The sequence below is a fragment of the Sphingomonas sp. PP-CE-3A-406 genome (genome assembly GCF_003688625.1).
Taxonomy (GTDB): Bacteria; Pseudomonadota; Alphaproteobacteria; order Sphingomonadales; family Sphingomonadaceae; genus Sphingomonas.
Genome location: NZ_RCWY01000003.1, coordinates 1,070,235 through 1,083,736, shown reverse-complemented (window position 1 = coordinate 1,083,736; position 13,502 = coordinate 1,070,235). Strand labels below are relative to the sequence as shown.

Sequence of the window (13,502 nt, the reverse complement as noted above, 5' to 3'; positions counted from 1 at the left end):
ACTCAACCGGTTTCAAGCGGGACGGTCGTCACGGACGCGATTGCCGTCGCGATCGAACGCAGGATCGGCGGTCTTCTGCGCTTCGATCCGCGCCGATGGCTTGGCCGGCGTTTCGTCGTCGTTCTCGGACATGCCCTTCTTGAAGTTCTTCACGCCCTTGGCGACGTCGCCCATCAGGTTCGAGAATCGGCCGCCGCCGAGAAGCAGGATCGCGACGACCGCGAGGACTAGCAAGTGAATCGGGCTGAAACCGCCCATGGCAATTCTCCTGGAAACTGGACCCTATCTAAGCCTCATCCCGTCTCATTGCCAGCCATCTCGCCATCGGCGTCCCCGTCGCGGTCACCATCGCCGTCGCCTTCCAGGCGATCGAACGCCAGATCGACCGGGTCGAGCAGTCCAGCGGCGCGCAGATCGTCGATTCCGGGCAGGTCGCGGCGGCTCTGGAGCCCGAAATGGACGAGGAATGCAGGCGTGGTCGCGAACATCAGCGGGCGTCCCGGCACTTCGCGCCGCCCGGCCGTCTTCACCCAGCACGCCTCCATCAGGACGTCCAGCGTCCCCTTCGAGATCTGCACGCCGCGAATCGCCTCGATTTCCGCGCGGGTGACTGGCTCGTGGTAGGCGATGATCGCCAGCGTCTCGATCCCTGCGCGGCTGAGCTTGCGCGGTTCCTCGCGGTCGCGGCGGAGCATGTGCGCCATGTCCGGCGCGGTCTGGAACTGCCAGCGCTCGCCGCGTCGGACGATCGCGATGCCGCGACCGGCATAGTCGGTGGTCAGCTGATCGAGTGCGGCGCGGACGTCGCCGTTGCCGACGTGCGCGCGGATCGCGTCGAGCGTCAGCGGAGTCTCGGCCGCGAACAGCACCGCCTCGACGGCGCGCGTGAAATCGTCGGGCGGGGTCACGCGCGGGCTCTCAGATACAGCGGCGCAAAGGGTGACGCCTGGCGCAGTTCGATCCTGCCCTGCCGCGCGAGTTCGAGCGCCGCGACGAAGCTCGACGCCAGCGCCGAGCGCCGGAGACGCTCGCCCGCTTCGGGAAGGAAGCTTTCGATCACGCTCCAGTCGATCCGTTCGCCGACCAGCATCGATACGCGCTCGAGCGCCGCCTCCAGCGTCATTACCTCGCGGTCGGCGACCACGTGCATCACCGGCCGCGTCCGCGCGGAAATGCGGCCGTACGCGGCGATCAGGTCGAATATTTCCGCCTGCCACGCGGCCTTGCGCACCGTTCGCAGTCCTTCGGGGGCGCCGCGCAGGAACACGTCTCGCCCGGTCCGGTCGCGCGCCATCAACCTCGCACCGGCCTCGCGCATCGCACTCAGCCGTTCGAGCCGCAGTTGAAGCCGCAGCGCGAGTTCCTCCGGGTCGGGCTCGGCGAGCGGATCGCGTGGCAGGAGCAGCGCCGACTTCAGATACGCCAGCCACGCCGCCATCACGAGATAGTCCGCGGCGAGTTCGAGCTTCAGCGCGCGCGCGGAGTCGACATACGCAAGGTACTGCTCGACCAGTGCGAGGATCGAGATCTTGCGCAGATCGACCTTCTGCCCGCGTGCGAGCGAGAGCAGCAGATCGAGCGGGCCCTCCCATCCGTCGAGATCCAGGGTCAGTTGCGCATCGTCCATCGCCGGACGCTACAGCGCGCGCTGCCGGGCATCCACCCTCCACGTTTGACGACCGACCATATGAACCGTAAACGTTTCATATGGTCAGGGTGAACGTGAGGCTCGAATGGGTATCGTGAAGATCGACGACGCGCTGCACGAGGATGCGCGGCGGGCGAGCCAGGTGCTGTGCCGGTCGATCAACGCGCAGGCGGAGTTCTGGATGAAGATCGGCATGCTCGCCGAGGCCAACCCGACGCTGTCGTTCAACGATATCGTCACTGCGCAACTCGCCACGGCCTCGGTACGCGTCGCCGACAAGACGGCAGCGTGAGATGGTGAAGACGCCGGCCGAACTGGCGCTGATGCGCGTGTCGGGCGCGTTGCTGGCGTCGGTGTTCGAGATGCTCGACGAGCAGGATCTGGCGGGGCTGTCGACGTTGCAGGTCAACGACATGGTCGACCGCTTCATCACCGACGACCTCGCCGCGCGGCCTGCGAGCAAGGGACAATATGGCTTCGAATACGTCTTGAACAGTTCGATCAACCATGTCGTCTGCCACGGCGTCCCGAACGTTCGCGACATCATCCGCGACGGTGACATCGTCAATCTGGACATCACGCTGGAGAAGAACGGCTTCATCGCCGACTCGAGCAAGACGTACATGGTGGGTACCGTTCCGCCCGCTGCGAAGCGCCTCGTGCGGATCGCGCAGGAGGCGATGTGGCAGGGTATCCGGCAAGTGCGGGCGGGCGCGCATCTCGGCGATATCGGCTTCGCGATCGAGCGGCATGCGAAGAAGCACGGCTATGCGGTGGTGCGCGACTATTGCGGCCACGGCATCGGCCGCGAGATGCACGAGGAGCCGCAGGTGCTCAATTTCGGGCGCGCGGGGACCGGCATGACGCTGCGCGAGGGGATGGTCTTCACGATCGAGCCGATGATCAACCAGGGGACGCGCAAGGTTTCGACCGAGGATGACGGGTGGACCGTGGTGACCGACGACCGCAAGCTTTCGGCGCAGTTCGAGCATACGGTGGCGGTGACGCGCGGCGGGGTCGAGGTGCTGACGTTGCGCGGGGATGAGCGGGCTCGGGGGTGGGGGTGATCGCGGGGGCGGGGCTGTTAGTTTGACCGCGCCTCACCCTTGATCTCGGGCGCTCCCCCTCAACCGTTCGTGCTGAGTAGCGACTGAGTAGGCTCGCGAGAGCCGTATCGAAGGCGTGTGTCGAAGCACGGGTTCCCCGCGCCAACCTGTCCTTCGATACGCCGCTTCGACAAGCTCAGCAGCTACTCAGCACGAACGGGGGCCCCTCCACCAACACTTCCCCGGCGAAGGCCGGGGCCCAATTGGGGGGCGGTGGTAACTGGGGACCGCGCGCCGTTACTGCGACCTATCCTATTGGACCCCGGCCTTCGCCGGGGTGGTGCGAGAAAGACGCTCGCTGGTCGTACCCAGTTAGATCAGGCGCGCGCCAACAGCGCATCGCGCCTTGCGATCAGTTCCGCGAAATCACCCTTGGCCGTCCCGACCGATGCCATTGCTCGATCGAGCCTCCCGCGCGACGCCTCCGAAATCTCCCCCAGCCGCCCGGCGATCTCGACCATCTCGTCCATCCGCGCCCAGCAATCGAGTACCAAGTCGCAGCCTGCCGCGATCGCGCCCGCGGCCTTGTCGCCGGCGGTGCCGGACAGCGCCTTCATGTCGATGTCGTCGGTCATCAGCAGGCCGTCGAAGCCGATCCGCCCGCGAATGATCTCGTCGATCACGATCGGCGACAGCGTCGCGGGGCGATCGGCGTCCCAGGCGTCGAAGACGATGTGCGAGGTCATGCCCATCGGCGCCTGGTTGAGCGTGCGGAACGGTTCGATATCGATCTCGAGCTCGGCATCGGTCGCGGTGACGGTGGGGAGGTGGTGGTGCGTGTCGACCTTGGCGCGGCCGTGGCCGGGCATGTGCTTGACGACACCGACCACGCCGCCTTCCGCCAGCCCTTCGAGCGTCGCGCGGCCGAGGGCTGCGACGCGCATGGGGTCGGAGCCGAACGTGCGCGAGGCGACGGCTTCCGTAGTGTCGGGCTGCGACACGTCGAGCAGCGGCAGGCAGTCGACGGTGATCCCGACCTCGCTGAGCATCACGCCGAGCGCCTGCGCGTTGGCGCGTGCTGCCTGGATCGCAGTCATCGGTGCGCATTCGTAGGCCGCATCGAATACCGGGCCGGCGGGAAATGCGGGCCATTCGGGTGGTCCCATTCGCGCGACGCGACCGCCCTCTTGGTCGATCAGGATCGCGAGGTCGTCGCGTCCGGCGAGCGCACGGAGCGAGTCCGTCAGCGCACGGACCTGGGTGCGATCGACGATGTTGCGCTTGAACAGGATGTAACCGGCGGGTTCGCACTCGGCGAAGAACGCGCGTTCGGCGGGGGTGAGGACGGGGCCGGACAGGCCGAAGATGACGGGCTTCATGTTTCGTCTTTATCCCAGCACCGCGGAAGGATCATCCTTCAATAATCCTTCGACACGCGGACGTTGGCGCTCTGGCGGCCGAGCGTAGAGATGCTCGACAGCAGCGACAGCCAGCGGGTGACCTGGAACTCGACCTGCGTCGCCGAATAGCCCTGACCGTCGGTAACGATCTCCGCATAGAGGCGCCGGGTGACGTATTTGCCCGCCGCGATCGAGGTGCCCTGCCCGGTCTGCGGGTCCGCCGGCAGGATGCGCAGGCGATCGAGCCCGGCGGCGCGGCGCACCGCGTTGATCGGGTTGAGGCCGCTGCCACCGCCCTGCAACGCCGCGACCGCCGCGGCCAACTGGAGAGCCTCGGGCGCGGACAGATTGGTGATCGAGGTGCCGAACAACAACCGCGAGAGGAGTTCGTCCTCGGGCAGCGCGGGCGTGCTAGTGAAGCCGATCTCGGGTTTCAGCGCGTAGCCGGTAACGCGGATCGACGCGCTGAGCCCGGTCGAGTCCGCGTTGGCCTCGATATCGAGCGCGGGGTTGGCTGGCACGCCTCCGTCGAAGCGGATCACGCCGCGCGCCAACTCGAACTGCCGCCCCGCGAACTCGTAGTCGCCGCGGATCAGCGTCGCACGGCCGGTGATCGCCGGGTTCTCGGGCTGGCCGGCGATCTGAAGGTTGGCGGACCATTCGCTGGTGAGGCCGAGGCCGCTGACCATGACCTGGTTTGGCGCGCGGGCCTTGATCGCCAGCGTCCAGGGCTTGGTCGGGGTCGCGACTTCCTCGCCGCCGTCGGGCAGGTTGATTTCGCGGATGTTGAGTTGGGGAACGGCGCTGGCAGCGGTGGCTTGGCCGAGGCGGTAGCGGCTCTTGTCGAGCACGACGTCGCCAGCGATCGTGCCGCCCGAGCCGTTCGACTTGAACGTCAGCGGGCCGGAGACGGTCGCGCCGATGTCGTCGCGGTTGATCATCACCGCCTTGTCGGCCTGCAATTTGAGGTCGAGACCCACTCCCACGGCGGCGGCGAATTCGAACTGGCCGGTGCCGGTGACGCGGCCGCCCTTGCCCGCGTCCGCGCCGAACCGGTCGATCACGAGGCGCGAACCCCCGAAGCGACCGGTCGCCTGGACGTTGGTGAGGACGGTGCCGGTGGTCGCACTCTCGATCCGCGCGCCGTTCGCCTGGACGATACCGCGCAGCGTTGGGTTGGCGAGCGTCCCGACAACATCCGCACCGATCGCTACAGGGCCCGACAGGTCGAACAATTCGACCCCGGTGAGCCGCCAGAGCGTATCGGCAGGACCGCTGTAGCGGAGCTGGCCGAACAGGCGGGCGTTGGTGATGCGCGAGGCGAGGTCCCCCTGCCCGAGTGGCGCAAGCTGCGCCTGGGCACGGCCGATCGTCTTGCCGCCTGACGCGATCACCGCGCGCAGGCCCAGCTTGTCGGGGGACAACACCGCTGCGACACCGACGTCGATCGGCCGCGACGAAAGGACGAGGCCGGCGCGGCTGAGCCCGCGGATCGTGAGATCGGCCTTGCCGGTCGGCGCGGCGCCGTTCGCGGTGGCAACGTTGAAACGGCCCGATGCCGAACCGCTGAGCCCGAGCCCGGGATACCCGATATCGAGCAGCGCGAGCGGCATGCGCGTCAGGCTGGCGTCGACCGCTGTGCTGGTGCCGGTGAAATGGCCACCGACCTGCGCCTCGCCGCCGCCGAAGCTGAGCTTGGTGGGCGCGAGGTGCCAGCCGTCTTCGCCCGCAGTCAGGATCGCGGGGGTGAGCAGTTTCAGCGGGCGGCCGTCGAGCGTGCCTTGCGCGGAGATCGCGTAGCTGTTGGCGGTCACCTGCGTCACGCTCTGGATATCGAACGCCCGTCCGCGCGAGCCGGCGATTGAGGCCTTGATCGTCCCGACGCCGCTTCTGAGCGACGCCGCGCCGTTGAACCGGGCGAGGCTGAGCGCGCCGTGACGGAGGCCAAGGCCGGTCGCGGTCGCCTCGATCGAGGTGCCCGCCGGATCGAGCAGCGTGACGAAATCGAGCTTGCCCGCACGCAGCGCGACCGTGTCGAGCGTCGCGGCCTTGGCGGCGAGATGGCCTTCGATGCGCTGAACGGTCCCGACCGGACGGAACAGAAGTTTGCCCGAGATACCGCCGCCTGCAACCGCGAGCGCGCCGTTGAAGCCGCCATCGACGACCGTGACGTTGCCGCTCGCGCGCGTACCGGCGACGTTCAGTGCAGCGACCTGGATCGTCGCATCGGCGCCTGGCGGCAACAGGATCGCGCCATTGGTCGTGAACGGCCCGAGCCGCGATCCGCCCGCCGCGGTGAACGCGAACCCCTGCGGCGTCGGATCAAGATGCGCGCGGACGTTCGACAGGCCGAGCGTCGCATTGGGGCTGGCAAAGACGAGGTCGAGCGTAGGCTTGTCGATCTGGCCGTCGAGCACGAGCTGAACCGGGCCATAGGTCTGCTGGCGCCCGCTTCCCTCAAAATGGAAGGTTCCGTCGCGACGACGATAGCCGTTGCCGGTCAGCCGGATCTGCGGCGCGGCCAGGACGAGGTTGGTGAAGTGCAGCACGCCGTCGGTGGTGCGTTCGAGGTTGGTCGTGATCCGTGGCAACCCGCCCGCCAGGCTGCGGAAGAACGCGTTGTCGAGCCGCACCATCTGCGCGCTGCCCTGGCCGATTACGCGCGTGCCGTGGCGGTTCGGGCCGGGGACGACGCGCAAGGTGGACTTCACGTCGACGATGCCGAGGCCGGGGATCAGATAGCGGCCGAGCCCGCCGTTGATGCCGACCTCGAACTGGCCGTTGCGCAGGTCGACCGCGAGATTGATGCTGCCGGTGAGCTTGTCCGACCGGAGCTTGAGCGCATCGCCGGTCAACAGCGTCGGGGTTACGCGGAGCAGGCCGTCGACCGACAGGTTGCGCAGGATCCCGCCCGCGACGGTGCCGACGCCGGTGACGCGTGCGGCGGTGAAGCGGATCGGCACGGTTACCGGCGCGGCGGACAGGCGGCCCTTGCCGGCGGCGTGGGCGTTCTCGAACCCGGTCTGGTCGAACGCGAAGCGGCTGGCGTCGAGGCGGTAGTCGAACGCGGCTGTCGCGAACGGGCCGTCGAGGATCGCGCGCAATTCCACCATGTTGCCGGTCATGTTGGCGAACAGCGCGGGCGGCCGGAGCAGTCGTGCCTTGATCCGCACGTCGCGATAGGCGTTGGCGGCGAGATCGATGATGCCGGTCGTGTCGATCGCCAGCGCGGGCATGCGCAGCGAAAGCTGGCCGTCGAGGCGGCGGTTGGCGAACCCGGCGCTGCCGTTGACGAGGATGCGCGGCGCGGTCAGCTTTTGCAGCCGCCCCTTCAGCAGCGAAGACGGCGCGAGCGTGCCCGACAGCGTATAGCGGCCGGCGACCTGCGCGAGCGCGAGATCGACGACGCGTGTCGTGCCGACGATGCCGTTCGCGCGGCCGTTCCACTTCGCCCAGCTGCCGTCGCCGGTGACCGCGAGCGCGACCGGGCCCTTTGCCTTCACCATCCGCGCGAGCACGCCGCCCGCGGCCCCCTTCGCGGCGACGTCGAGGTCGAAGCGGTCGCGGGCGGGCTCGGCATCGATCCGGAGCTTCAGGTCGTCGCTGCCGGCGACGCGTGCCTTGAGATCGACCAGCGCCCGGCCCGATCGGATGTCTGCGCGGCCTTCGAGCGTCCCGATCCGCTGCGTTCCCAGCACGCGCTTGGCGAGCGTCAACCGACCGACCGAGAGCTTGCCGATATGGATGTCGAAGTCGGGCAGGATCGGACCACGCGTCCTTGACGGTCTGGTACGCGGCGTGTGCGTCAGGATCGCGCGATCGACGATCAACCGCTGGATCTCCAGTCGGTTGGAGAACCAGTCGAACGGCGACCAGTCGAGTTCGACATTGGGCGCCTGGAAGACCAGTCCTTCAAGATCGTACACGCGCAGGTCGATCAGTTGCGTATCGCCGTACAGCGAGCCTTCGATCCGCCCGACCGTGAAGCGCAGCCCGTTGGCAGTCCTGATCGCGGCGATGCGGTCCGCAACGAAGCGGTGGCCGATCCCCGTGTCGACGATCAGCAACGCGGTGCCAAGGATCACGAGCAGCGCCATGACCGCGCTGGCGATCCAGCGCCACCACGCTATCCGGCGCTTCGGAAGAGCGGCCACCTCGCTCAAAACGCCTGTCCCAGCGACACGTACACCGCAACGCGGCTGTCGCCCGGCTGCGGGTTGATCGGCGTGCCGACGTCGAGGCGGATCGGGCCGAAGTTCGAATAATAGCGCACGCCGATACCGGTGCCGTATTGCAGGCCGGTGAATTTCGGCAGCGGCGAGGTGTAGATGTTGCCCGCGTCGAGGAACGGCACGATGCCGAAATTGCCGAACGCCTTCACCCGCGCCTCGATCGAGAATTCGGTCAGGCTGCGCCCGCCGATCGGGTCGTTGTTGGGATCGCGCGGCCCGATCGACTGATAGCCATAGCCGCGCACCGACGCGCCGCCGCCGGCGTAGAAACGCCGCGACGGTGCGACTTCGTCACGTGGCGCGCCGACGATCGTGCCGAGCCGGGTGCGGGCCGCAAGCACCACGCGGTCGCCGAACGGCTGGTACACGCTGCCGTCGAACTGCGTGCGCGCATAGCCGAACACCGAGTTCTGCAACGACACCTCGGGGCTGAGCCGCGCGCCGAGCCGGAACCCCTTGGTCGGGTTCAACAGATCGTCCGAGCCGTCGTAATTGAGCGTCGTCGGCAGCGCGCCGATGAAGAACGTCCGCCGCCGCGGTGCGCCGGTCGAGACGATCACGTCGCGCTCGTCCGACGCCAGCAGTTCGGCACCGACCGACCAGGTCCAGGTCTTCTGGAAGAAGATGTTGGTCTGGCGCTCGAGGCTGCCCGCGAGCGTGAAGGTCTTCGCGTCGTATGCGTCGCGGTTGGTGTGGACGCCCGACGCCTGGAACGTCAGCACCCGGTCGCGGCCCTCGAAATTGTTGCGCCGGAAGACGACCGAGCCGAGCTGTTCCTGCGTGCCGAGCACACCGCGCACCGTCAGCGCGCCTTCGGGCGGGAACAGGTTGCGGTGCGTCCAGCTGAGTTCCGCGCGCGCGCCTTCGCCGGTGCCGTAGCCGAGCTCGCCCGCGACGGTGCGCGGCGGTGCCGGGTCGAGCTTCACCGCGACGTCGACGGTATCGGGCGTTGCCCCTTGCACCGGCTTGAGGTCGACCGCGGAGACGAGGCTGGTCTGGATCAGCGCGCGGCGCAGATCGTCGAGCTTCGCTGCATCATAGAGGTCGCCGGGCGAGAAGCGCGCGATCTCCGCGACATGATCCGCGCCGAACACGCGGTTGCCGGGCAGCGCGCGGATCGTGCCGAATTTGCGCGCGCCGCCGGGTTGCACCGACAGGTCGAGTGTCGCGGTGCGCGTCGCGTGATCGACGACGATCGCCGGATCGCCGACCTTGGCGAACGGAAAGCCCTCGCGACCGATCTGCGTCGTCAGCTTGGCCTGCCCCGCGACGATCGCATCCGAATTGACGGGGTCGTTGGGCTTCACGCCGAATGCGGTCGTCAGTCCCGGCGCCTTGTCACCGGCCGCGGCGATGCCGTCGATCGTCACGCCCTTGAACTTGTAGAGCGTGCCAGGGGTGGCCGACAGCACGACCATCGGCTTCGCGCCAGGCTCTACCCGCGTGACGACGTTGGCGTCGTAATAGCCCTCGGCACGAAGCAGGCTGTTGAGCAGGTCGGCGTCTTCGCGCGCGCGGCGATCGAGTTGCGCGGCGTTGGCGGTCTGGTGATCGTTCGCGTCGAGCGTCGAGAGTGCCGCGAACCGCTGCCGCAGCAGCGTGTCGTCGATCCCGTCGATACCATCGATCCGCCAGGCGTAGCGGCTCTCCGTATTGGCATCGACCGCGGCGACCGTGGCGGCCGGGTCGATCGGCGAGTTCGCGAGATCGGGCCACGCGACGCCGATATCGGGCAGCGCGGCGAGCGGCGAATTTGGGTCGAGCGACATCGGCGTGTCCGCGGTCGGCGGGGCCGGTGTCTGTGCAGGCGCGGGCGCTGGTGCGGTTTGAGCACGCGCGGTCGATACGCCGGCACCGGAAACCGCCCCCGCTGTCGTCAGAACGAAAAAGGCGGCGGCCGGCCCGGCTCGCCCGACGCGGAACACCATGTCAGGCTCCTAGCCGGGCTTGTCGTTGCGGAACAGTATCTAACGCCGCATTTCCGCCACGTTTCGTCCGGGCGGGGGATTGCGCTGGTGCGGGGCGTCCTGACGCGGGTCGTCCGGCGGGTGGGCGAACGCGCGCTGCTGGCATCCCGGCGCGGTGCGTGGCAGGACGGGGCGATGGCCGACCCTACTTCCCGCGACACCCTCCCTCCCCACAAGGATCCCAGCGCCGCGGGCGGGTTCCTCGTGGCGCTCGGCATGCTCGGCGGCGCGGGGGTCGGCTTCGCGATCGGGCAGGCGACGCCGGGGTTCCTGATCGGGACCGGGGTGGGCGTACTGGCGGCGGTGCTTGTTTGGGTGCGGGACCGGCGATAGGGTTCGACAAGCATCGAGCAGTCATTCCCGCGCAGGCGGGAACCCATACGGGCAAACCTCGCGATCTATTCGATACCCCTTGAGCATATGGGTCCCCGCCTCCGCGGGGATGACGACGCGGTATGGAGTCTGGTGCAGGAGGGGCGGTCGAGGGCCCATCCCGCTCGTCCGCCCCCTCTTCCGTTCGTCCCGAGTAGCCGTCGAGTAGTCGCCGCAGGCGGCGTATCGAGACGGCGTATCGAAGGACAGGGTGGCGCGCGGAACCGGTGCTTCGATACGCGCCCTCGATACGCTCCTGACGGAGCTACTCGGTCGCTACTCAGCACGAACGGGAAGGGCAGTAGCCACCCATTAACGCGGCTCGCGCATCTGCCACACCACGCGGCCGATCACGACGATCCGCCCCGGCGGGATCGGTCCCGCCGCCGGGTTGTCGCTCGTCGCCACCAGCGCTCCGCCGGCCAGCGCGACCCGCTTCACCATCACAGCATCGTCGATCCGGATGACGTACACCCCGCCTTTCGCGCGCGGCGTCCGGTCGGCGGTGTCGACCACGATGTGATCGCCGTCGAACAGCCCCGGCTCCATCGAGCTGCCGCGCACGCGGATGATCGCTGCCTGCCCATCCCTCAGCCCGAGTTTCCGCGCGAGGCCGGGGTCTAGCGTATCGGTGCCGAGCACGATCTCGCCGTCGACCTGCGCGCCCGGCCCTGCCGACGCGGCGATATCGAGCTTGCGGATGCGGAAACCCACCGCGCGATCGGGTGGCGCGCCGAGCACGGTCTCGCTCACGCCCAGATAGGCGGACAACAATCGCCGGTCTCGTTCACCCAGGATGCGCGGCGATCCACGCCGGACATATTGCTGGAGATACGCCGCGTTGCGCCCGAGCATCGCCGACAGCGCCGCCAGACTGTCGCCCCGCGCCGCCGCCAGCGTCGCCAGCGCGGCTCTCGGATCGGGATCGGATGCGGTTTTCGACATCACCCGACCCTAGCGCAGGAAATTTCCTAGACAAGTAGGATTTGACGGAACAGATCAGGAACATCGCAAGGGACTCGGGAGGAACGACGGTGACGATTCTGATGAAGATCGATCGATATCTGCGGCAGACGGGCATGCCGATGACCAAGTTCGGACGGCTGGCGGTCGGCGATCCGCGGCTTGTCCATGACCTGCGCCGCGGTCGTCAGGCGCGCGAACCGATGGTGGCGCGGATCGAGTCGTTCATTGCGCGGAACGGATCGTGAGGATGGACGCGATCCGCGGCCCCGATGCGGGCACGCTGTTGATCCGCGTACTCCGCGGCCATGCAGCGGCGGCAGGCCTGACGATGCACGTCGAGTCGATCGCGTGCATGCCCTGGGCGAGCGCGACGTTCGTCGGCACGCTGCACCGGCTGACGATCGCGGCAATGCCCGTACCCGGTCTTCGAGACTGGATCGACGGGCTGCCCGAAGCGGCGTTCGCGATGCGCGGGCATATCGTCGCCGATCTGGTGGTCGACCGCATCGAGTCGCTCGGCGACCGCGAGCATGTGACGATCGCGGTGCTGACGCTGATCGACGCGTAAACGTCTCGTCAGGGGTGGACATTCGCTGGCCGAACCACGAAGTCGGCGGTCAACGAAGGAGATTCATATGGCCGGGATGGGCAAGTTCGACTGGGCGGATCCGTTCCTGCTCGACGATCAGTTGAGCGAGGACGAGCGGATGATCCGCGACAGCGCGAAGGCCTATGCCGACGACAAGCTCGCGCCGCGGATCATCGACGCGTTCCAGCACGAGCATACCGATCCCGCGATTTTCCGCGAGATGGGTGCGCTTGGGTTGCTCGGGCCGACGATCCCCGAGGAATATGGCGGCGTCGGTGCGTCCTATGTCGCCTACGGGCTGGTCGCGCGCGAGGTGGAGCGGATCGACTCGGGGTATCGCTCGATGATGTCGGTGCAGTCGAGCCTCGTGATGTACCCGATCAATGCGTTCGGGTCCGAAGAGCAGAAGCGCAAATACCTGCCCAAGCTCGCAACCGGCGAGTGGATCGGCTGCTTCGGGCTGACAGAGCCCGATGCGGGGTCGGATCCCGGCGGGATGACGACGCGCGCGAAGAAGACCGCGAACGGTTATGTCATTTCGGGCGCGAAGACGTGGATCTCGAACTCGCCGATCGCCGACGTGTTCGTGATCTGGGCGAAGTCCGACGAGCATGGTGGCGGTATCCGCGGCTTTATCCTCGAGCGCGGGATGAAAGGGCTGGAGACGCCGAAGATCGAGGGCAAGCTGTCGTTGCGCGCGTCGATCACGGGCATGGTGATGATGGACGAGGTCGAGGTCGGCGACGACGCGCTGCTGCCCGACGTGCAGGGGTTGAAGGGGCCGTTCGGCTGCCTCAATCGCGCGCGCTACGGAATTTCCTGGGGTGCGTTGGGCGCGGCGGAGTTCTGTTTCCATGCGGCGCGGCAGTACGGGCTGGACCGGAACCAGTTCGGGACGCCGCTGGCCGGGCGGCAACTGTTCCAGAAGAAGCTGGCGGATATGGAGACCGAGATCGCGCTCGGGTTGCAGGCTTCGCTGCGCGTCGGGCGGTTGATGGACGAGGGCCGGTTCGCGCCGGAAATGGTCTCGATCGTCAAGCGCAACAACGTTGGCAAGGCGCTCGATATAGCGCGGATGTCTCGCGACATGCATGGCGGGAATGGCATCTCGGGGGAGTATCAGGTGATGCGCCACCTGATGAACCTGGAGACGGTCAACACGTACGAGGGTGCGCATGACGTGCACGCGCTGATCCTCGGGCGGGCGATCACGGGTATCGCTGCGTTTTGAGTTCAACCCCTACGTCCTACCACCCCGGCGAAGGCCGGGGCCCAATTGGGG

The 13,502-nt window shown here is 67.8% G+C and carries 13 protein-coding genes; 6 read left to right on the top strand and 7 right to left on the bottom strand.

Annotation, left to right across the window (positions count from 1 at the left end; translation table 11 throughout):
* Positions 1-12 precede the first annotated feature (12 nt).
* Genes C8J44_RS16890 through C8J44_RS16880 form a run of 3 tightly spaced genes read right to left on the bottom strand, consistent with a single transcriptional unit; the run spans position 13 to position 1,627 of the window.
* Positions 13-258: a Sec-independent protein translocase subunit TatA gene (locus C8J44_RS16890; RefSeq protein WP_056055794.1), complete on the bottom strand. Its 246-nt coding sequence runs from the start codon at positions 256-258 to the stop codon at positions 13-15.
* A 35-nt stretch (positions 259-293) separates the two neighbouring features.
* Positions 294-908 carry an SMC-Scp complex subunit ScpB gene (scpB, locus tag C8J44_RS16885; protein WP_121905377.1) on the bottom strand — a complete coding sequence of 205 codons (615 nt, stop codon included), beginning with the start codon at positions 906-908 and terminating at the stop codon, positions 294-296.
* A complete protein-coding gene (locus C8J44_RS16880) occupies positions 905-1,627 on the bottom strand; it encodes a ScpA family protein (RefSeq protein ID WP_121905376.1) in 723 nt (240 codons plus the stop codon). The genes scpB and C8J44_RS16880 overlap by 4 nt, the downstream gene beginning before the upstream one ends.
* A 106-nt stretch (positions 1,628-1,733) precedes the next feature.
* Here C8J44_RS16880 and C8J44_RS16875 point away from each other — a divergent pair, with 106 nt between their 5' ends.
* Together C8J44_RS16875 and map are read left to right on the top strand one after the other, a co-directional pair.
* Positions 1,734-1,940 (top strand): ParD-like family protein, encoded by a 207-nt coding sequence (locus C8J44_RS16875; protein WP_121905375.1) that lies wholly within the window; start codon positions 1,734-1,736, stop codon positions 1,938-1,940.
* Position 1,941: 1 nt separating this feature from the next.
* A complete protein-coding gene (map, locus tag C8J44_RS16870) occupies positions 1,942-2,715 on the top strand; it encodes a type I methionyl aminopeptidase (protein WP_121905374.1) in 774 nt (257 codons plus the stop codon).
* Positions 2,716-3,071: 356 nt separating this feature from the next.
* Here map and C8J44_RS16865 read toward each other — a convergent pair whose 3' ends face one another.
* The 3 genes from C8J44_RS16865 to C8J44_RS16855 form a co-directional block, all read right to left on the bottom strand.
* Positions 3,072-4,073, bottom strand: a complete 1,002-nt coding sequence (locus tag C8J44_RS16865) for a glycoside hydrolase family 3 N-terminal domain-containing protein (RefSeq protein ID WP_121905373.1) — start codon at positions 4,071-4,073, stop codon at positions 3,072-3,074.
* A gap of 38 nt (positions 4,074-4,111) precedes the next feature.
* On the bottom strand, positions 4,112-8,191 hold the full coding sequence (locus C8J44_RS16860; protein WP_121905372.1) for a translocation/assembly module TamB domain-containing protein: 4,080 nt from the start codon (positions 8,189-8,191) through the stop codon (positions 4,112-4,114).
* A gap of 62 nt (positions 8,192-8,253) precedes the next feature.
* The gene (locus tag C8J44_RS16855) at positions 8,254-10,254 is read right to left on the bottom strand and encodes an autotransporter assembly complex family protein (protein ID WP_121905371.1); all 2,001 of its coding nucleotides are present in this window, start codon (positions 10,252-10,254) and stop codon (positions 8,254-8,256) included.
* Positions 10,255-10,428: 174 nt separating this feature from the next.
* On the opposite strand from C8J44_RS16855, the gene C8J44_RS16850 reads away from it, so the two are divergent.
* Positions 10,429-10,626 (top strand): hypothetical protein, encoded by a 198-nt coding sequence (locus C8J44_RS16850; RefSeq protein WP_121905533.1) that lies wholly within the window; start codon positions 10,429-10,431, stop codon positions 10,624-10,626.
* Positions 10,627-10,977: 351 nt separating this feature from the next.
* Here C8J44_RS16850 and C8J44_RS16845 read toward each other — a convergent pair whose 3' ends face one another.
* Positions 10,978-11,610 carry a S24 family peptidase gene (locus tag C8J44_RS16845; protein ID WP_121905370.1) on the bottom strand — a complete coding sequence of 211 codons (633 nt, stop codon included), beginning with the start codon at positions 11,608-11,610 and terminating at the stop codon, positions 10,978-10,980.
* Between the two features lie 89 nt (positions 11,611-11,699).
* On the opposite strand from C8J44_RS16845, the gene C8J44_RS18535 reads away from it, so the two are divergent.
* From C8J44_RS18535 to C8J44_RS16835, 3 genes are all read left to right on the top strand, one after another.
* Positions 11,700-11,876, top strand: a complete 177-nt coding sequence (locus C8J44_RS18535; RefSeq protein ID WP_165899516.1) for a hypothetical protein — start codon at positions 11,700-11,702, stop codon at positions 11,874-11,876.
* Between the two features lie 2 nt (positions 11,877-11,878).
* On the top strand, positions 11,879-12,199 hold the full coding sequence (locus C8J44_RS16840) for a hypothetical protein (protein WP_121905369.1): 321 nt from the start codon (positions 11,879-11,881) through the stop codon (positions 12,197-12,199).
* Between the two features lie 67 nt (positions 12,200-12,266).
* Complete coding sequence (locus tag C8J44_RS16835; protein ID WP_056055772.1) at positions 12,267-13,451, top strand: acyl-CoA dehydrogenase; 1,185 nt, start codon at positions 12,267-12,269, stop codon at positions 13,449-13,451.
* Positions 13,452-13,502 lie beyond the last annotated feature (51 nt).

Bases quoted from the DNA above. Each gene is read 5' to 3' on its own strand.
- C8J44_RS16890 (WP_056055794.1), bottom strand. From the start codon at position 258: ATGGGCGGTTTCAGCCCGATTCACTTGCTAGTCCTCGCGGTCGTCGCG.
- C8J44_RS16875 (WP_121905375.1), top strand. From the start codon at position 1,734: ATGGGTATCGTGAAGATCGACGACGCGCTGCACGAGGATGCGCGGCGG.
- C8J44_RS16860 (WP_121905372.1), bottom strand. From the start codon at position 8,191: ATGGCGCTGCTCGTGATCCTTGGCACCGCGTTGCTGATCGTCGACACG.
- map (WP_121905374.1), top strand. From the start codon at position 1,942: ATGGTGAAGACGCCGGCCGAACTGGCGCTGATGCGCGTGTCGGGCGCG.
- C8J44_RS16845 (WP_121905370.1), bottom strand. From the start codon at position 11,610: ATGTCGAAAACCGCATCCGATCCCGATCCGAGAGCCGCGCTGGCGACG.
- C8J44_RS16865 (WP_121905373.1), bottom strand. From the start codon at position 4,073: ATGAAGCCCGTCATCTTCGGCCTGTCCGGCCCCGTCCTCACCCCCGCC.
- C8J44_RS16840 (WP_121905369.1), top strand. From the start codon at position 11,879: ATGGACGCGATCCGCGGCCCCGATGCGGGCACGCTGTTGATCCGCGTA.
- C8J44_RS16850 (WP_121905533.1), top strand. From the start codon at position 10,429: ATGGCCGACCCTACTTCCCGCGACACCCTCCCTCCCCACAAGGATCCC.
- C8J44_RS16880 (WP_121905376.1), bottom strand. From the start codon at position 1,627: ATGGACGATGCGCAACTGACCCTGGATCTCGACGGATGGGAGGGCCCG.
- C8J44_RS16855 (WP_121905371.1), bottom strand. From the start codon at position 10,254: ATGGTGTTCCGCGTCGGGCGAGCCGGGCCGGCCGCCGCCTTTTTCGTT.
- C8J44_RS16835 (WP_056055772.1), top strand. From the start codon at position 12,267: ATGGCCGGGATGGGCAAGTTCGACTGGGCGGATCCGTTCCTGCTCGAC.